22 protein-coding genes are annotated in these 17952 nt (G+C 65.2%); 12 read left to right on the top strand and 10 right to left on the bottom strand.

The window, feature by feature from the left end; genetic code table 11:
* Positions 1–34: 34 nt before the first annotated feature.
* Complete coding sequence (locus ACJ8FR_RS10930; protein ID WP_407828652.1) at positions 35–1258, bottom strand: aspartyl protease family protein; 1224 nt, start codon at positions 1256–1258, stop codon at positions 35–37.
* Positions 1259–1284: 26 nt separating this feature from the next.
* Positions 1285–2124, bottom strand: a complete 840-nt coding sequence (locus ACJ8FR_RS10925) for an HpcH/HpaI aldolase/citrate lyase family protein (protein ID WP_407828651.1) — start codon at positions 2122–2124, stop codon at positions 1285–1287.
* 44 nt (positions 2125–2168) lie between these two features.
* Here ACJ8FR_RS10925 and ACJ8FR_RS10920 point away from each other — a divergent pair, with 44 nt between their 5' ends.
* Entirely contained in the window at positions 2169–3143 is a 975-nt protein-coding gene (locus tag ACJ8FR_RS10920; RefSeq protein ID WP_407828650.1) for an SPFH domain-containing protein, read from the top strand.
* Entirely contained in the window at positions 3140–3595 is a 456-nt protein-coding gene (locus ACJ8FR_RS10915; RefSeq protein WP_407828649.1) for an NfeD family protein, read from the top strand. Before ACJ8FR_RS10920 ends, ACJ8FR_RS10915 begins: the two co-directional genes overlap by 4 nt.
* A gap of 4 nt (positions 3596–3599) precedes the next feature.
* Here the strand turns inward: ACJ8FR_RS10915 and ACJ8FR_RS10910 are convergent, their stop codons facing one another.
* Complete coding sequence (locus tag ACJ8FR_RS10910) at positions 3600–4277, bottom strand: hypothetical protein (protein WP_407828648.1); 678 nt, start codon at positions 4275–4277, stop codon at positions 3600–3602.
* A gap of 95 nt (positions 4278–4372) precedes the next feature.
* Between ACJ8FR_RS10910 and ACJ8FR_RS10905 the strand changes: the two genes are divergently transcribed.
* Positions 4373–6232 carry a DUF885 domain-containing protein gene (locus ACJ8FR_RS10905; RefSeq protein ID WP_407828647.1) on the top strand — a complete coding sequence of 620 codons (1860 nt, stop codon included), beginning with the start codon at positions 4373–4375 and terminating at the stop codon, positions 6230–6232.
* On the opposite strand, the gene ACJ8FR_RS10900 is transcribed toward ACJ8FR_RS10905, so the two are convergent.
* Positions 6229–6675 (bottom strand): hypothetical protein, encoded by a 447-nt coding sequence (locus tag ACJ8FR_RS10900; RefSeq protein ID WP_407828646.1) that lies wholly within the window; start codon positions 6673–6675, stop codon positions 6229–6231. The genes ACJ8FR_RS10905 and ACJ8FR_RS10900 overlap by 4 nt on opposite strands.
* A 40-nt stretch (positions 6676–6715) precedes the next feature.
* Positions 6716–8356, bottom strand: a complete 1641-nt coding sequence (locus ACJ8FR_RS10895) for a phosphoenolpyruvate carboxykinase (RefSeq protein ID WP_407828645.1) — start codon at positions 8354–8356, stop codon at positions 6716–6718.
* A gap of 191 nt (positions 8357–8547) precedes the next feature.
* On the opposite strand from ACJ8FR_RS10895, the gene ACJ8FR_RS10890 reads away from it, so the two are divergent.
* The 8 genes from ACJ8FR_RS10890 to ACJ8FR_RS10855 are packed head-to-tail and all read left to right on the top strand — an operon-like array spanning position 8548 to position 14017.
* Positions 8548–9258: a response regulator transcription factor gene (locus tag ACJ8FR_RS10890; protein WP_407828644.1), complete on the top strand. Its 711-nt coding sequence runs from the start codon at positions 8548–8550 to the stop codon at positions 9256–9258.
* Positions 9227–10798, top strand: a complete 1572-nt coding sequence (locus tag ACJ8FR_RS10885; RefSeq protein WP_407828643.1) for a stimulus-sensing domain-containing protein — start codon at positions 9227–9229, stop codon at positions 10796–10798. The genes ACJ8FR_RS10890 and ACJ8FR_RS10885 overlap by 32 nt, the downstream gene beginning before the upstream one ends.
* A complete protein-coding gene (locus ACJ8FR_RS10880) occupies positions 10795–11256 on the top strand; it encodes an HPr kinase/phosphorylase (protein WP_407828642.1) in 462 nt (153 codons plus the stop codon). The genes ACJ8FR_RS10885 and ACJ8FR_RS10880 overlap by 4 nt, the downstream gene beginning before the upstream one ends.
* Entirely contained in the window at positions 11253–12179 is a 927-nt protein-coding gene (gene rapZ, locus ACJ8FR_RS10875; RefSeq protein ID WP_407828641.1) for an RNase adapter RapZ, read from the top strand. The genes ACJ8FR_RS10880 and rapZ overlap by 4 nt, the downstream gene beginning before the upstream one ends.
* Positions 12176–12583: a PTS sugar transporter subunit IIA gene (locus ACJ8FR_RS10870; protein WP_407828640.1), complete on the top strand. Its 408-nt coding sequence runs from the start codon at positions 12176–12178 to the stop codon at positions 12581–12583. The genes rapZ and ACJ8FR_RS10870 overlap by 4 nt, the downstream gene beginning before the upstream one ends.
* Complete coding sequence (locus tag ACJ8FR_RS10865; RefSeq protein WP_407828639.1) at positions 12580–12855, top strand: HPr family phosphocarrier protein; 276 nt, start codon at positions 12580–12582, stop codon at positions 12853–12855. Before ACJ8FR_RS10870 ends, ACJ8FR_RS10865 begins: the two co-directional genes overlap by 4 nt.
* Entirely contained in the window at positions 12855–13652 is a 798-nt protein-coding gene (locus tag ACJ8FR_RS10860) for a TrmH family RNA methyltransferase (RefSeq protein ID WP_407828638.1), read from the top strand. Before ACJ8FR_RS10865 ends, ACJ8FR_RS10860 begins: the two co-directional genes overlap by 1 nt.
* A gap of 23 nt (positions 13653–13675) precedes the next feature.
* Positions 13676–14017 (top strand): COG3650 family protein, encoded by a 342-nt coding sequence (locus ACJ8FR_RS10855; protein ID WP_407828637.1) that lies wholly within the window; start codon positions 13676–13678, stop codon positions 14015–14017.
* 201 nt (positions 14018–14218) lie between these two features.
* Here ACJ8FR_RS10855 and ACJ8FR_RS10850 read toward each other — a convergent pair whose 3' ends face one another.
* Positions 14219–15532 (bottom strand): DNA recombination protein RmuC, encoded by a 1314-nt coding sequence (locus ACJ8FR_RS10850; protein WP_407828636.1) that lies wholly within the window; start codon positions 15530–15532, stop codon positions 14219–14221.
* A gap of 90 nt (positions 15533–15622) precedes the next feature.
* Between ACJ8FR_RS10850 and ACJ8FR_RS10845 the strand changes: the two genes are divergently transcribed.
* The gene (locus tag ACJ8FR_RS10845; protein WP_407828635.1) at positions 15623–16009 is read left to right on the top strand and encodes a four-helix bundle copper-binding protein; all 387 of its coding nucleotides are present in this window, start codon (positions 15623–15625) and stop codon (positions 16007–16009) included.
* On the opposite strand, the gene ACJ8FR_RS10840 is transcribed toward ACJ8FR_RS10845, so the two are convergent.
* Genes ACJ8FR_RS10840 through recR form a run of 4 tightly spaced genes read right to left on the bottom strand, consistent with a single transcriptional unit; the run spans position 16006 to position 17926 of the window.
* Positions 16006–16383, bottom strand: a complete 378-nt coding sequence (locus ACJ8FR_RS10840) for a DOPA 4,5-dioxygenase family protein (protein WP_407828634.1) — start codon at positions 16381–16383, stop codon at positions 16006–16008. The two genes, ACJ8FR_RS10845 and ACJ8FR_RS10840, sit on opposite strands and share 4 nt — an antisense overlap.
* A complete protein-coding gene (def, locus tag ACJ8FR_RS10835) occupies positions 16383–16931 on the bottom strand; it encodes a peptide deformylase (protein WP_407828633.1) in 549 nt (182 codons plus the stop codon). The genes ACJ8FR_RS10840 and def overlap by 1 nt, the downstream gene beginning before the upstream one ends.
* 31 nt (positions 16932–16962) lie before the next feature.
* Complete coding sequence (locus ACJ8FR_RS10830; protein WP_407828632.1) at positions 16963–17319, bottom strand: VOC family protein; 357 nt, start codon at positions 17317–17319, stop codon at positions 16963–16965.
* Positions 17320–17329: 10 nt separating this feature from the next.
* Positions 17330–17926, bottom strand: coding sequence for a recombination mediator RecR (gene recR, locus ACJ8FR_RS10825; RefSeq protein ID WP_407828842.1), 597 nt, complete (start codon positions 17924–17926; stop codon positions 17330–17332).
* Positions 17927–17952: the final 26 nt, after the last annotated feature.

Genomic DNA, 17952 nt, shown 5'->3' with positions numbered 1-17952 from the left:
TGACAGGCGAGCGCCGATTCGCCAAGGGTACGCACTATTTGGGTGGGCGCTCCGTGCCTTCTTTGCCGGCGCCGAGCTTGACGTCCTTTTGCGTGGGCACCGTCTTGCGCGTGGCCTTCCGCTCGGCCGCCGTCTTGGGCCGTCCATCGATACGCATCTGTTCGAAATCGAGGATGAACGTGCCGAATTGCGATACGGCGTCCATGCCGATCTTCGCCGCATCCCGCGGGTCGGCAGCCAACCAAACGGCCTCAAGTCGAATGGGAACAGCGCCCAGCTGAAATGCGACGTCACGTAATTCGCGTCGCTTGAGCTCGACCACCCCGCCCGCGCCGCCGACGCGGCTAATCCGTTCTCTGGCCGATGTAATGATCTCGGGGTCGAGGAGCGCCGTTCCCGCAGTGCGCCAATCGGTCGTGTTGGCGCCGGTATCAAGAAAGGCGCCCATGACACCTCGGGGTGTTCGGACCGGAACTCCCACACCTTCCTCCTGCCAATAGATGTGCGGCGCAGCGCTGCGTGCACTCGGCGCGGCATCGCCCAATGCGAGAGCACGGCCTCCGTCCACCCAGGCCATGCGTCCGAACGCCACGAACAACTGCAACCCGAGAACGCCGTCGATCTGGTGGACGTTGCCAGGTCTCAACTGCGAGTCCGGAAGGATCAGGACCGGGACATTCTCAACGAACGCAGAGCCGATCTGCAGCCGATCGATCATCCCCACCTTGCCGGTGACGTCGGACGTCGTGGTCCCGACGCGAATTGCCTTTCCGACCGGCCGAGCGGCCATGCGCGCGGCAAGGCTCTGCGTGATCACAGTAATTTCGGCTCCCGAATCCACGAACCAGCTCGAGGTAATGCCGTTGACGATGACGTCGGCACTTTGCGATCCAAACGCGTTCCAGGTCAGCGGAACCCTTGCGGAGCCGATCGCACGAATCGGCGGCTCGTCGGCGAAGGCCGTCGCGATGCCTCCTTCATCGTCTCCACTTTTGGCCTTCTTAAGGCTCGACAATTCCGTGCAAACGCGCGCCCGAATCCTGTTCCAGGTGAGGAAGCCGTAATCTCGGCAAAGCTGCTCATAGCCCTGCGTACGCCGGTCGACCGCCAGGTCCGGATGCGTCGCGAGCCAATCCTCAAGGGCGCGATCGGCCCCTGGCTCGCCAAACGCCGCTGCCTGCAGGTGCTGGCTGAACTCATCGGTCGGCGTAGCATAAGGGTTCCAGCCAGCCGCCGCCGGCTGACTGCAAAGTGCCACCGCACACGCCAGACGATGCAATTGACTCATCGTTCGCCCTTATTCGCCCTCACCAATATCCGTTCCGCGGCTTCGATGTGCATGCGCTCGATCATCTCGTTGCCGTAGCGCTCGGCGCCGCCGTGGAAGGCCTCGACGAGCGCTTTGGCCCGTTCGACCTCGGAGGCACTCGGGGCAAAGGCGCGGTGGCAGGGCTCGATCTGGTTCGGGTGAATCAGACTCTTGCCGTCGAAGCCGAGCCGGCGCCCGTCCTCGGCCTCGGCAAGGAAACCGTCGGGATCGTCGAGCCCGTTGAACACGCCATCGAACGCGGCGACGCCGGCCGCGCGGGCGGCGAGAACGATCATCTGCAGCGAAGCTGAGATCGGCTCGCGCGTCGCGCCGAGCGGCAGGCGGAGATCTGCGCGCAGGTCGTTCGTTCCGGCGATCAGTCCGGCACAGGCCTGGGCGATGTCGGCAGCGGCGAGCACGCCCGCGGCGGTCTCGATCATCGCCAGCACCGGCTTTCCAACGGTCCGCGCGACGTCGCTCACGAGATGCGCCGAAATCGCGCGAGGTACCACGACCACATCGGCGCTGGACCCAGCCACGGCATCGAGATCGAGGGAATGCCACTCACTGCCTGCGCCGTTGATCCTGATGACCAGCGGCATCGGCCACGGGGTCTCAGCCGCCGCGACGGCGGCGTCACGCGCCTCGGCCTTGTCCTCGCGCTTCACCGCATCCTCGAGGTCGAGCACCACCAGGTCCGCCCCGGCCTCGCGCGCCTTGGCGATCGCCCGCGGGTTCGAGGCCGGCAGGAACAGGATCGAGCGCACCGCGAACAGGTCGACCGATCCGTCGCTTTTTGCTTCCGCTACGATCATGGCCGTCGCATCATGCCCCGAACAAGGGACATCGGGGAAGATATATGCTGACTTATTTCATGATCGCGGTCGCGGTGCTTGCGTTCCTGTTCGTCATGATGGGCGTCAAGATCGTCCGCCAAGGCTATCGCTATACGATCGAGCATTTCGGTCGCTTCGTTCGCGTGGCCGAACCGGGATTCAATTTCGTGATGCCGTTCGTCACGCGCGTCGGCCGCAAGATCAATATGATGGAGCAGGTCGTCGACATTCCAGGACAGGAGATCATCACCAAGGACAATGCGATGGTCGCCGTCGACGGCGTTGTCTTCTTCCAGGTGATCGACGCCGCCAAGGCCGCTTATGAAGTGAGCGACCTCTACAGCGCGCTCATGGCGCTCTCGACCACCAATTTGCGCACGGTGATGGGGTCGATGGACCTCGACGAGACTCTGTCCAAGCGCGACGAGATCAACGCTCGCCTGCTGGCCGTGGTCGACCACGCGACCGAGCCGTGGGGCGTGAAGATCACCCGCGTTGAGCTCAAGGACATTCGCCCGCCGCAGGACATCGTCAACGCCATGACCCGGCAGATGAAGGCCGAGCGCGAAAAGCGCGCGTCGATCCTCGAATCCGAAGGTATGCGACAGTCCGAGATTCTGCGCGCCGAGGGCGAAAAGCAGGCGCGAATCCTTCAGGCCGAGGGGCAGAAGGAGGCCGCGTTTCGCGACGCCGAAGCACGCGAACGCTCCGCCATGGCCGAAGCCAATGCGACCAAGTCGGTCAGCGACGCGATCGAGGGCGGCAGCAGCCAGGCGATCAATTACTTCATCGCCCAGAAATATGTCGAGGCGCTCGGCAAGTTCGCGACCTCGCCCAACGCCAAGACCATATTGTTCCCGGTCGAGGCGACGCAGTTGATGGGCACGCTCGGGGGGATTGGGGAACTCGCCCGGGACGCGTTCGGCGATGGCGCCGGCAGGACCGTGGCGACACCGCGCGTCCAGGCCGTGCCGACGGTCCCTGCCAGCAAGAAATGAACGGCATCGAACCTGCCTGGCTGTGGCTGATCGGCGGCGTGGTGCTGCTGATCGCCGAGGTCATCGCGCCCGGCTTCTTCCTGATGTTCATCGGCGGTGCGGCGATCGCCACCGGGTTGATCTCGGCGATTGTGCCCTTGGGGCTTCCGCTGCAGCTGGCGCTATTTGCGATTCTCGCCGTGGCCTCGGCCCGCATCGGTGGCCGGCGCGCTTACGCGCGCCGGTATGATTATAGCCCCGACCCTTATCTCAACGACCGCGCCGGACGGCTGCTCGGAAAAGTCGTCGTCGTGGTCGAGGCGGTCGATTCGGACGGCGGGCGGGTACGGGTCGGCGATAGCCAATGGTCCGCCCGTGGCGGACCTGCCGCAATCGGCGAGCGGGTACGGGTCGTCGATATCGAGGGCAATTGCCTGAAGGTCGAACCGGAGCACAAGCTGCCGCCGCCCTGAGACCTCAGCCCGCTCGCTCCCGCACCGCTTCGATCTGCGGGCGATCGAACGCATGATCGGCATAAGGGCCATTCGCGTCCACCCAATGCAGGAACAGGTGCGCGGACCAGCTGTTCGGGTTGGGCTCGAGCCGGCCGTGCCGGTAATTGACGCCGCGATACATCAACGCGTCCCCGGCACTCATCGGCAGCGCCGAATATTCCTCGTCGCCGAAGTCCTGGTCGATCGCTGCGAGCGGCTGATCGAGCCGGCGCTTCTCCATGCTCAACGCCCAGGGGATGTTGTCGCCGAGCTCGACGGTTAGCGACAGACTATGCTCGCATGCCGGGCGGTCGGAATGCACGCGGCATATGTCGCCCTGCTGGTAGATTCGGAAATAGGCGTAGGACGGCATCAACTCGCAGCCTGCAACCTGCGTCACGCGCGGCGTGAGCGCCCAGTGAAATGTCGCCATCGGCGGATATTCGAGGCTGTAGACCTCAATCGCTGGCTTGGTCAGCAGGTCGTTGCCACGGACGAAGGCGCGCGTTCCGGAAAGGTTGAGGTCCTGCTGAAGGCGGCTGCGGAACATGGCCAGGACCAGCGGCGGAAACAGACGCTTCAACAGGGCGTAGCCATTGCTGACGTAGGACTCACGTTCCTGCTCGACATCCTCCGACATTATCGCGTTCGGCTCCGCCATCCGTTCGTCAGACCTCCGTCCGTCGATTGGTAAGCGTGCAGCCAGCGCCAGGCAATTGACCTTCGCCGCATCGCGTGGAAGCGAGGAAGCACCACATGCACGGGAGCCTGAGCTTGCCGCAACCGATGTTCACCCGCCGCCAATCGCTCGGCGCTCTTACCGCCACCGCGGCGATCCCGCTGCTCGCCCGGGTCTCGCCCGCAATCGCCGCGCCGGCAAGCGAAGCGCAGGCCAAGGCGCTGCTCGACTCGATTGGCGAAAATCTCCTGCGCAATCAGCCGGCCGGCGCCACGTCGCTAGGTATCGATGTCGGAGCGCGCGCCGGCTATCGCTATCGCCTCGAGGACCGTTCCGCCGCCGGGCAGGCGCGCCTCGCGGCCACGGTGAGGAGCGACCTCGCCCGTGCGCAAGCGCTCGATACCAGCGCCCTCTCGTTCACAGCCAGGACCAGCGTCGAAGTGGTCAAGAGCGCCTATCGCACCGCGCTCGAGGGATTCGCGCAGCCCTATGGCGACGTTGCCGTCGGCGGCTGGCGCAACAGCCCGTACGTCGTGATCCAGAATGTCGGCGCGTATATCGACACGCCACAGTTCCTCGACACCGACCATCCGGTCGAGAACCGCTCCGACGCCGAGGCGTATCTCAGCCGATTGGCGCAATATCCCCGCCAGCTCGATGGCGAACTCGGACGGATGCGGGCCGCGCGCGCCAAGGGCCTCGTTCCTCCCAGCTTCCTCATCGACAAAGCGGTGAGCCAGCTCAGCATCGCGCTCAAGAACACGCAAGCCGGCGGCACGATCGTCAACTCGTTGGTCCGTCGCACCAAGAAAAAAGGCATCTCCGGTGACTGGGACGCCCGCGCCCGCAAGATCGCCGTCGGCGAGGTCGCGCCCGCGCTGCAGCGGCAGATCGCCGAACTCAAGGCCGAGCATGCCAAAGCGACCGACATCCCCGGCATGTGGTCGCGTCCCCACGGCGAGGAATATTATCGCTGGGCGCTGAAGGCTTCGACGACAACCAGCCTAAGGCCCGATGAGGTTCACGCGATGGGCCTGGAGCAGCTGGCCGAGCTCCAGGGCCGGATGGACCCCATCCTGAAGTCGCTCGGCTACACGAAAGGTACGGTCGGCGAGCGCATGCAGGCGCTCGCCAAGGACCCGAGGTACAAGTTTGCCGAAGGCGACAAAGGCCGCGAAGAGATCAAGGCCTATATCGGTGAGCGGATTGCGCTGGTGCGCGCACAGCTGCCGCGGGCGTTCAACACGCTCGTTCCCGGACACCTCGAAGTGAAACGCATGTCGCCCGAACAGGAGCCCGGTGCGCCGGCGGCTTATGGCGGCGCGGGTTCGATCGACGGCAAGATCCCGGGCAAGTTCTGGATCAACCTTCGCAGCACCGACCTGCACAGCAAGTACAGCCTGCCCGACCTTGCCGCGCACGAAGCCATCCCCGGGCACGTGTGGCAGGGCGAATATGCCAACAAGCTGCCGCTGATCCGCACCCTGCTCGCGTTCAACGCCTATTCGGAAGGCTGGGCGCTCTACGCCGAGCAGCTGGTCGACGAACTCGGAGTCTATGACGCCTTCCCGGCGGGCCGCCTGGGCTATTTGCAGTCGATCGCCTTCCGCTGTTGCCGCCTAGTGGTCGACACCGGACTGCACGCGAAGCGCTGGACCCGGCAGCAGGGCGTCGATTTCTTCGTCCAGCGCAACGGATCCAACCCGCTGGAAGTGGCGAGCGAGGTTGACCGCTATTGCAGCTGGCCGGGTCAGGCGTGCGGCTACAAGGTCGGTCATTCGACCATCAACCGACTGCGCGATCGTGCCAAGGCGGAGCTTGGGCCGAAGTATGACCTGCGTGCCTTCGACGATGCCGTGGTGCTGGGCGGGAACGTGCCGATGGACGTGCTGGCGATGAACGTCGGCGATTACATCGCGCGGACCAAGCGGGCTTAAGGCAGCGCCGCGAGGTCCGGCGGCACGAAACTGCGCCGCGCCTCGACCGACAGGAGCCGCTCGCGCGAGTAAAAGCGCAGCGGCCAGTCGCGGCGGCCCATCGGTGACAGCAACAGTTCGTTGACGAGCTCGTGCAGCGGCTCCCGCCTGTCCGCTTCGCCGAGGAAAAGGCGGACACCATGCAGGAACACGCGGGTGATCGTCTCGTGATACCCCTCGCTGTCGCTGTTCACCCCGCCGACGCTCTCGTTGTAATGGCGGATGAGGTCGGGCAGATCGCTGTCCACGTCGATGTCGGGCCGGCGGAGCAGCAACCAGGTGGTCGTCGCGAGATGGGCTTCGTGGGTCCATTCCTCCTTGGGCAGGGTGCGCGCAAGGAATCGCTCGCCGAGATGCTCGATTTCGGCGTCGCTGGAAAAAAGTCTAGGTCGGGTGTCGCTCATCGATCGGGTCCTGGATGCGGGCCCGATCAGCGACCGGGCGTTATGCGGTGGTGGCTTGGGCGGCGCTGGGTTGCGCTTGCGCTTGCGTGGCCTTGGGTGCCGCTTGCCGAACGCCCTCGTCGACCTGGTCCGCGAACTGCGCGAAATTCTCGACGAACAAGTCGACGAGCTTCGCCGCCATCCGGTCATAGTCCGCCGGACTGGCCCAGGTGCCGCGCGGGTCGAGGATCGAGGTGTCGACGCCTGGCACCGAGACCGGCACTTCGAAGCCGAAATTCGGATCCTTGCGGAACTCGACATTATTGAGGCTGCCGTCGAGCGCGGCGTTGAGCAAAGCGCGCGTTTCCTTGATCGGCATGCGCTTTCCGACACCGTACTTGCCGCCGGTCCAGCCGGTGTTGACCAGCCAGCAGTCGACCTCAGCCTCGGCAATCCGCTTCTTCAGGAGATTGCCGTAGATCGACGGGTGGCGCGGCATGAACGGCGCGCCGAAGCAGGTCGAGAAGGTCGCTTCGGGCTCGGTCACGCCGATCTCGGTGCCGGCGACCTTGGCGGTATAGCCCGACAGGAAATGGTACATCGCCTGGTCGGGAGTCAGCCTGGCGATCGGCGGCAGCACGCCGAACGCGTCGGCGGTCAGCATCACCACGTTCTTGGGCAGCGGACCCATGTTCGCTTCCGACGAATTCGGGATGAAGTCGATCGGATAGGCGCCACGGCTGTTCTCGGCGAGGCTCGCATCGTCGAGGTCGAGCTCGCGCGTTTCAATGTCGATCACGACATTCTCGAGCACCGTCCCGAAGCGTTTGGTCGTCGCGAAGATCTCGGGCTCGGCCTCGGCCGACAAGCGGATCATCTTGGCATAGCAGCCGCCTTCGAAATTGAAGACGGCAGTGTCCGACCAGCCATGCTCGTCGTCGCCGATCAGAGTCCGATTCGGGTCGGCCGAAAGCGTCGTCTTGCCGGTCCCCGACAAGCCGAAGAATATCGCCGTGTCGCCCTTGGGCCCGATGTTGGCCGAGCAGTGCATCGGCATGATGCCCTGCGGCGGCAGGATGAAATTGAGCAGGCCGAACACCGACTTCTTCATCTCGCCGGCATAAGACGTGCCGCCGATAAGGATCACCTTCTTCTCGAAATTGACCGCGATCACGGTCTCGCTGCGGCAGCCGTGACGCTCGGGGTCGGCGCGGAAGCTCGGCAGGTCGATGATCAGATATTCGGGGTCGAACCCGGGCAGCTCGTCCGCCTCCGGGCGCACGAGCAGCGTGCGGATGAACAGGTTGTGCCAAGCGAGCTCATTGACCACCCGCACCCGCACGCGATGCTCGGGCTGAGAACCGCCATAGAGGTCGGCCATGTACAGCTGGTCCTTGTCGGCGAGCGCGAGGAGGAAATCGTCGTACAGTCGGTCGAAGGCGGCCGGGTCCATCGGCTTGTTGGTCTTGCCCCACCAGACAGTGCTTTCGGTCGCCGAGTTCCTGACGATGAACTTGTCCTGCGCGCTGCGGCCCGTGTGACGGCCAGTGCGCACGACCAGCGGCCCGTCCTTGGCCAGCAGGCCCTCACCGCGGCGCACGGCATGTTCGACCAGCGGCGCGGTCCTGAGGTTCCAGAAGAGCTCGGCGGACGTGGCGATGCCCTGTGCGTCAAGGCCGCTGTGCGGCACCCGGTTACTCACTCGAAAACTTCCCTCTTTGAATGACCGAACGGCGGCGGCCGGGTCGGGCCTGCCGCCGTCAACATCTGTGTGCGGGGTGCCTATAACCCCGAAGAACTTGCCCGGTCAAAGCGGTGCACCCTTCCTTGTCTCACACCGGCACGCTGGCTAAGCGCTGGCTGCAGCCCGCCTGGGGCACCTGGAGCGAGCGGATGAGCCAAGTGATCGCGCTGGTCGACGACGACCGCAACATCCTCACCTCCGTGTCGATCGCGCTTCAGCAGGAAGGCTTCGTCACCCGCGTCTATGCCGACCCGCAGGTCGCGCTGAAGGCGCTCGCCGACAATCCGCCGGACCTCGGCGTGTTCGACATCAAGATGCCCGGCATGGACGGAATGGAGCTGCTCCGCCGCGTGCGCGGATTCAGCTCGATGCCCGTGATTTTCCTCACTTCCAAGGACGACGAAGTCGACGAGGCGCTGGGCCTCGCCATGGGCGCCGACGATTATATCGCCAAACCGTTTTCGCAACGGCTGCTGATCGCGCGGATCGGCGCGATCCTCAGGCGCCAGGAGCTCGAACGCGGGGAAGCCGCGGCTGACGAGAGCGAGCTCGAAACTCCGCGGCTCGAGCGGGGCCGGCTGGTCATGGACCCGGCAAGGCACAAGGTGCTGTGGGACGGACAGCTCGTCAGCCTGACGGTGACCGAGTTCCTGATCCTCGAAACCCTCGCCCAGCGCCCCGGGGTTGTAAAAACCCGCAACCAGTTGCTCGACATCGCCTATAACGATGACGTTTATGTCGACGACCGCACCATCGACAGCCACATCAAGCGCATCCGGCGCAAGTTCCGCGCCGTCGACCAGGGATTCGATTCCATCGAGACCCTCTATGGCGTCGGGTACCGTTTCGACGAGCAGTGAGGAGGCCGATCTCCGGCTGAAATGGTCGGGCCGGTTCAGCCTCAAGTACCGCATCCTCGCGCTCAACCTGCTGACGGTGCTGCTGGTGGCGCTCAGCACCATCTACCTCGACACGTTTCGCAACCGCTTGAGCGAAGAGCGGGTGCGCCAGACGCGGATAGAAGCGGCGGCCACGGCGAGCGCGCTCGGCGCGGCCGGCGCCGAGCGTCGCAACGCGATCCTCGCCGCTGTCTCGCGGTCGACGGCCAGCCGCTTTCGCCTCTATGCCAGCGACGGACGGCTGCTGGCCGACAGTTGGCGCCTGACCGGTCCGACCTACCGCCTCGCGGACCCTAACAAGCAGAACTGGACCTTCCACGTCGCGCGTGCCCTTGACCGCGGTTTCAACGTGGTCGTGGGCGCCCGCCGTCTTGATCCCTTCGTCGAGCCGTCGGATGACCGCCTCCAGTCGTGGCCGGAAGCCGTGACGGCACGAGAAACCGGGCACGCGGTGTCGAACATCCGCAATGCGCCGGACCTGACGCCGGTCATTTCGGCCGCGGTTCCGACCGCCGGCAACGTGCTGCTCGTGACGACCAATGACCCTGCGTTCACCCGGACCGTGCGCGACCAGCGAGGCTTCATCCTTGCGGCGATGGCGGTGCTGATCCTCATCTCGGTCCTGCTCTCCTCGTTCCTCGCCCGGACGATCGTCCGGCCGTTGCGCCGGCTCGCGCTTGCTGCCCACCGAGTCCGGCTTGGCCGTGCGCGCGAGGTCAACGTTCCGCGCCTGCCCTCGCGCACCGACGAAATCGGGATGCTCGCGCGCGCCGTCTCAGACATGAGCCAGTCGCTGCGTCAGCGAATCGATTCGATCGAAGCCTTCGCTGCCGATGTCAGCCACGAACTCAAGAACCCGCTCGCCTCCCTCCGTTCGGCGGTCGATGGATTCGAGCGGATCGAAGATCCCGAGCTTCGCGCGAAGCTGGCCGCGGTCATTCGCGACGACATCGCGAGAATGGACCGGCTGATTGGCGACATCAGCGAAGCCGCGCGGACCGATGCCGAGCTTGCCCGCGCCCACTTCCGCGCCGTCGACCTCGGCGCGCTGATCGAGCAGCTTGTCCACAGTTGGGAAGCGCGCCGCGAGACCGGCAATGCACGCATCGCCTTCGCCCGGCCGCGCAAGGACAGCGCGGTGGTCATGGGCAAGCCCGACCGGCTTGCCCGTGCGCTCAACGCGATCATCGATAACGCCGTGAGCTTTTCGCCGCCCGCGGGCCTGATCGAGATCGCCGTGGCTCGAGTCGGCGACGACGTGCTCATCCGGATCGACGACGAAGGCCCGGGGGTCCCCGCCCAGGCGCGAGAGGCGATTTTTAACCGCTTCCATTCAGTCCGTCCGGACACCGAGAATTTCGGACGCCACTCCGGCCTCGGCCTTGCCATCGCCCAGGCAATCGTGAATGGCCACGACGGGGAGATTGACGTGCAGGACCGCGACGACGCTCCATCGGGTGCGCGCTTCACCATCCGCCTTCCGGCAGCTGACCGCGAATGAACCAGATGACCCCCGAGCGCGGCCCGCGGCTTAGCGCCGAGACCCTCCACGCCAGCACCGTCGCGCTCGATGGACGCGCGGTGCTGATCAGCGGGCCGTCCGGTTCGGGCAAATCCGACCTCGCCCTGCGCCTGCTCGATCGCGGGTTCAGCCTGGTCAGTGACGATCAGACGATCGTGAAAAAGGACGGAAGCAGCCTCGTCGCGTCGGCGCCTCCAACCATCGCCGGCAAGCTTGAAGTCCGCGGAATCGGTATCGTCGAAGTTGAGCGGACGGAAAATATGCCGGTCGCGCTGATCGTCGAGCTGACCAGCGACATCGAGCGCTTGCCCGACGACAGCGGCGAGCGGCCGATCCTCGGAGTCAGGGTGCCGTTGATCACCATCGACGCCATGACGGCGTCGGCCCCGTCCAAAGTCGCGCTGGCCCTCGACCGAATGGGCCTTCGCTTCCGGTGAGCGGGAAGCGGCGCCTGCCGCGCCTGCTGCTCGTCACGGGCATGTCCGGGGCGGGCAAGTCGACCGTCCTCGATGCGCTCGAGGATATGGGCTGGGACACCGCTGACAATCTGCCCGCCGATTTGCTGAAGGATTTCGTCCATGGCGGCGCGCAGTGCCGGACCGCGAGCGTCGCCGTCGGCATGGACGTGCGCAGCCGTGGCTTCGATCCGGCAACGCTTGGCGACCTGATCCACTCGATCGAGGGCGTGGAGCCGGAGCTGGTGTACCTCGATTGTTCGGGCGCCGAGCTCATCCGACGGTTCGATGAGACCCGCCGCCTTCATCCCCTCGCCCCCGACCGACCGGCCGAGGATGGGATCGCGTCGGAACGCAAGCTGACATGGCCGCTGCGCGCTGCGGCCGACAGCGTGATCGACACGACCGACCTGTCGCCGGCCGAGCTGCGGGACGAGCTCAGGCTGCGCTTTGGCGGCGATGCCGACCAGCCGGTGCTGACCCTTGCATCCTTCGCCTTCGCCCGCGGCATTTCGCGGACCGCCGACCTGGTGTTCGACCTCCGCTTCATTCCCAACCCGCATTGGGTGGACGAGCTTCGGCCGCTGACCGGCATCGACCAGCCGGTGCGCGACTATCTAGCGAACGACCCGTCCTGGGGTGAGACGCTGGACCGCATCGAATCGCTTCTCATCGACTGGATTCCCCGCTACTGGGCCGCGGGCAAAAGTTACGTGACCGTTGCATTCGGATGTACAGGAGGGCGGCACCGCTCGGTCGCCGCGGCAGTCGAAATGGCGGAACGGTTGCGTGGTGCCGGATTTACCCCGAATGTGCGTCACCGTGATCTCGCCTCAACGCCGAGGGACACGATCGAGCGGCATCCCGGGCGCGCTCCGGAGATCGAGGACGAGTTGAATCGATGATTGGACTAGTGCTGGTGACCCACGGCCGGCTTGCGGCCGAGTTCGTCACCGCGATGGAACATGTAGTTGGCCCGCAGGAAGCGATCGAAGCGATCTGCATCGGGCCCGACGACGACATGGAACGGCGACGCAAGGACATTGCGAAGGCGATCGGCAAGGTCGACCAGGGCCAGGGCGTGATCATCCTCACCGATTTGTTCGGCGGGACGCCGTCGAACCTCGCCATCAGCCTGATGAAGACCGAGAATGTCGAGGTCATCGCCGGGGTCAACCTGCCGATGCTCATCCGCCTCGAGGGCGCGCGCAAGGTGATGCCGGTCCATGCCGCCGTGGCCGCGGCCCGCGAGGCCGGACGCAAATATATCTCCGTCGCTTCCGAGATCCTCGGGGAAGCGGCGGCTTGAGCGGCGCCGTCAGCCGCCAGGTCGCGATCACCAACCAACGCGGGCTCCATGCGCGGGCGAGCGCCAAGTTCGTCAACCTCGCCAGCCAGATCGACGCCAAGATCGAGGTCGAGAAGGACGGGCACCGGGTCTGCGGCACCTCGATCATGGGCCTGATGATGCTCGGCGCGGCAATGGGCGATACGATCGTCGTCCACGTCGAGGGGGATCATGCCGAAGCAGCCCTGGAACAGCTCGTTGCGCTGGTCGAGGACCGTTTCGGGGAAGAGTGATGCCCCGCCAAGTCAGCGCCTTTTCCAACCCCACGGTCAAGCTGCTGCGATCGCTGCGCGACAAGAAAGCGCGGCGCGCCGAGGGCCTGTTCCTCGCCGAGGGGCTGAGGATCCTGACCGAGGCGCGCGACAGCGGCCGGCTCCCGGAGATCATCGCCTTTTCCGCCGAGGGCGCCAGGCATCCCCTAGCCGCCGAAGTCATCGCCGCGACCGAGGCCGCGGGCGGCGACGCGATCGAGACCACCGCCGACATCCTCTCCAAGATGAGCGGCAAGGACAATCCGCAGATGGTGATCGGCGCCTATCGCCAGCCGGAGACCTCGCTCGGGCGCATCGATCGCTCCAAAGCGCCGCTGTGGATCGCCGTCCAGGCGCTGCGCGACCCCGGCAATCTCGGAACGATCCTCAGGACCGGCGACGCGGTCGGCGCCGGCGGCCTGATCCTGCTCGACGACTGCGCCGACCCCTATTCGGTCGAGGCGGTCCGCGCCTCGATGGGCGCGATCTTCACCCAGGACGTCGCGGCCGCGCCGTGGGCGGAATTCCTGAGCTGGCTGCGCGCCGGCGAAGGCCAGCTCGTCGGCACCAGCCTCAAGGCGAGCCAGGACTATCTCGAGGCCGAATACCAGCGTCCGTGCTTCCTGCTGATCGGCAATGAGCAGCAGGGACTGCCGGCCGACTACGAGGCCGAATGCGACCTGCTAGTAAAAATCCCGATGGCCGGGCGCGCCGACAGCCTCAACGCGGCGATGGCGGCCGCGGTCATGGCTTTCACCATCGAGGCCAGCTGGCGGTGACGGAACTAGCGGATGCCCCAGCGATGAAGAGGATCGCGGCCTTGCTCGTCCCCGCCTTGTTGAGCGGTTGCGCGCCGCTGCCGCCGCCCCCGCCCGCGCCCTATCATGCGGTCGGAACGGAGCCGTTCTGGAACCTGCTGATCGACGAGCTTGACCTCACCTTCACCCAGCCCGACGCGCAGCCCGTCCGCCAGCCGACGCCGAAGGTGATCATCGGCATCGCGGGGGAAATTTATCAAACGCCGCGAATCAATGTGAACATCGTCCACGGCCGGTGCAGCGACGGGATGAGCGACCGCGTCTACCCGGACAAGGTGCAGGTCAATGTTGACGGGCGGCAATTCAACGGCTGCGGCGGGCTGTAAAGGTCACAAAGTTCGCGCCCGACAGGGTTCAAAAAGGACGCCCTCACCTTCGAACGCATTGAAGAGGCTGTGACCTTTGCGAATCTCCCAATCTTCGCGAATGTTCGCAGTGACGAAGCCATTTTTGCGCGGTGTGCTTCAACTGATCAAAGAGCCGGCTGCGGTGACAGCAGCCGAAATCCTACATTGCAAGCGCTTAGGCTATTCGGCTGCGATCAGCGGCGGATCGTCGTTGGACGGCGTCGACGGTAGCTTGGTCAGCGGCCGCGGGGCGATTTCGACCATCGGCGGCGTATCCAGCGTCTTGGCGCTGCCTGCTCCGAGGGACTCGAAACGCTTGGCCTGGCTCAACACCTGGCTCTCGAAGCTGCCGACCATCTGGTTGTAGGCGCCATTCGCGGTCGCCAGGTTCTTGCCGACCCGCGTCATATGCTCATTCATCGTCGCAAGCCGCGAGTGCAACTCCTTGCCGAGATTGGCGATTTCCTGCGCCGCCTCGGCCAGTCTCTCCTGCCGCCAGATACTCGCCACGGTCTTCGCGATTGCGACCAGGTTGGTCGGCGTCGCAAGCAGCACGCGCCGTTCGAATGCCCAGTCCCACAGGGTCCGGTCCTGCTCCAGCGCGGCGGCGAGGAAATGCTCGCCGGGAATGTACATGATCACATAATCGGCGGCGTCTCCGAACTGCGCCCAATACGCCTTCGAGCCCAGCTGCTGCGCATGGTTCCGCATCGAGGCGACGTGCGCCTTGAAGCAGGCCTGCCGCTTCTCGTCGTCAACCTCGTCGCAGGCATCGAGATAGGCGTTCAACGAGCATTTCGCGTCGATCACCAGCTTGCGCCCGCCGGGCAGGCTGACGATTACGTCCGGGCGCAAGCGCCCGTCATCGGTGGCGACTGAAACCTCGGTCTGGAAATCGATATGTTCGCTGAGACCCGCCTGCTCGAGGACATTCTTCAGGCTCTGCTCGCCCCAGCGGCCGCGGGCCTTGGGCGAGGCGCGAAGGGCGTTGACGAGATGCCGCGTCTCGTCCCGCACCTGCCCCTGCCCCGTGCGCACCAGGTCCACCGCCTCGCGCAGGCCGGCATAATGGTCGACCCGCTCCTTCTCGATCGTCTGGAGCTTTTCCTGGTAAGTCTTCAGGAGCGTTTCGACCGGTGATACGGCCTGGGTGAACTTTTCCCCAGCCTGCTCGAGGAAGGTCTTCCGGGCGTCGCCGAGCAGCTTGTTGGCGATCTCGTGGAACTGGGCCGACAGGCTTTCCTTGGCGTCCTTCAGCGCCGCGATCTGCTGCTCGAACGATTTCTCGCGCTCCGCCTGCGTGGCCTTTAGCGCGCCAAGCTCGGCCACTGCGTCTCGGTTCGCGTCACGCTCCTTCACCACCTGGTCGAGCTGAAATCGGAGATTGTCGACGGTCTGTTTCGCGCCTGCGCCGTCTCGGCTGCCAAGCAGCCAGCCGATGAACGCGCCCAGCGCCAGCGCGGCAATAATGAATACAATGACGGTCGCGTCCATGACCGTGACTCCCCCGGAACATTATAGGAACTCTAGCCCCGCTGGAGCCGATGCTCAAGCTGGTTTAGAGGCGGTCCAAAGGAGAAAAACATGTCCATCCGCAAGATGCTCGCCCTGCACCCGAACGCTAGCGGCCACGTCAATCAGCCGCTCGGCGATGCAATCCACCATTTGATGTATTGCGCGAAGATGTGCCGCAGCTGCGCGGATGCTTCCGCGGCAGAAGATATGGACATGACGCAGTGCATCCGCCTGTGCCTCGACTGCGCCGACATTTGCGATGCGACCGCGAACACCGCGCTGCGCCAGACGGGTAATAATGCGCAGATCGTCAGGGAACTGCTCGAGCTCTGCGCCCGCATGTGCGACGAATGCGCCGCCGAATGCGAGAAGCACGACTACGAACATTGCAAGCTGAGCGCGCAGATGTGCCGGGAATGCGCCGCGGATTGCCGGGTGGCGGCGGAATCGCTCTAGAGGTCGTTCTTGCCGAAGCGCTCGACACCCTGATTGTGGCCGGGCGGATCGAGCACGCTGACATCAAGTTCAAGCGGGTCGCCAATCCACTGCGCGAGCGTCGTATGGTCTGCGAGGTCGTCGTCGGTCAGCGGGTGGACCAGAGCTCTCAAGCCTGACGCTTCGATGGCTGCCACGACCGCTGCGCGTGCGCTTTCCAGGAAATGGACTTCATACTGGGGAATCGGGTGCGGGCCGACGCCACGATCCGTCATTTGCCCGACGAAGAGCACGAGTGGCCGGCCGGCGACAAACTCCGCATGCAGCGCCTCGGCCGCAGGGCGATCCTCCGTGGAATAGTAGATATGCGCGTGAAAAGGCGCGCTTGCCCTCATCAGGCCGCCTTAAGTGCTTGTTCTTTCCGCCACTTGGCGAGCTTCTTGAGCACCATGTCGCGCTTGAGCTTGGACAGATGGTCGATGAACAGCACGCCATTCAGATGGTCCATCTCGTGCTGGAGGCAGACCGCGAGCAGGCCGTCGATCTCTTCCTCATAGCTCTTGCCTTGCGCGTCCTGCCAGCGGGCGCGGATCCGGTCGGGGCGCATGACCTCGGCATATTGCTCGGGCACCGATAGGCAGCCCTCGGTGTAGGGGACCTCGCTATCCGAGTGCCACAGGATCTCGGGGTTGATGAAGACCCTCGGATCGCGCACTGGCGGGCTCTCGGGATCCTCCGCGTCTTCGGGCTCCTGGAGGTCGATGACCAGCAGCCGGATGGGGACGCCGACCTGCACGGCGGCAAGACCGATGCCCGGCGCCTGGTACATCGTCTCGAACATGTCGGCGACGAGCGTCTTCAGCTCGCCGTCGAACGTCTCCACCGGCCTGGAAATCTGCCGAAGGATCGCGTCGGGCGTTTCATAGATGGGGCGAATGGCCATGGCCGCCAATATGGCGGAAATACGCCCTGTTTCAACCGGCTGGGGGCTCCCACAACTCGATCGGATTGCCCTCGGGATCGTGGATGCGGGCGAAGCGCCCGGTGCTCGGGTCATCCCATTCGGCCTTGGTGAGAATTTCGACGCCTGCGGCCCGCAGCTTGGCGATGAGGTCGTCGAGGCCATCGACGCGCAGGTTGAGCATCATCTGCCGTTCGGCCGGGAAATAATCGGTGTCGGCCGGAAAGGGCGAGAAGACCGTCGTCCCCGCCTGCTGCTCCCACATGCCATAGGCGCCGCAGCCGACGCCGAGCTGGTCGCAATACCATTGCCTGAGCGCCTCGGGATCGCGCGCCCGGAAGAACAATCCGCCTATTCCAGTGACCGGCATGATCTACCCCTCACGAAATTGGCCGCCTTGCACGCAAGGCCTGCGCCAGCGTCCCCTCGTCCAGATAGTCGAGCTCGCCCCCGACCGGAAGTCCATGCGCCAACTGACTGAGACGGATGGGAAATCCTTCGAGGCGCTCGGCCAGATAATGGGCCGTGGTCTGGCCCTCGAGCGTGGCGTTCATGGCCAGCACCACCTCGTCGATGCCGCCCCGGGAGACGCGGCCGACGAGCTGATCGATCGTCAGGTCTTCCGGGCGCACGCCGTCCAATGCCGAAAGACGCCCGCCGAGCACATGGTAGCGGCCGGGGAACAGCCGCGATCGGTCGAGCGCCCACAGGTCGGCGACCTCCTCGACCACGCACAGCATCTTGTCGTCACGGCGCGGGTCCTTGCAGATCGAGCACGGGTCGGACGTGTCGACATTGCCGCAGGTCGAGCAGGTCGAGAGCGTGTCGGCGACGTGCGTCAGGGCGGCGAGCAGCGGCTGGAGCGCGGTCTCGCGCTTTTTCATCAGGTGAAGCACCGCGCGCCGCGCCGAGCGCGGCCCCAACCCCGGCAGGCGGGCAAGCGCCTGGCTCAATGCCTCGATTTCCTGACTGGCCACGGCGGTGAGGTAGGCAATTCCGCCGC

Source organism: Sphingomonas sp. (assembly GCF_045810705.1).
Lineage (GTDB): Bacteria > Pseudomonadota > Alphaproteobacteria > Sphingomonadales > Sphingomonadaceae > Sphingomicrobium.
This window is presented reverse-complemented; position numbering and strand designations above follow the sequence as displayed.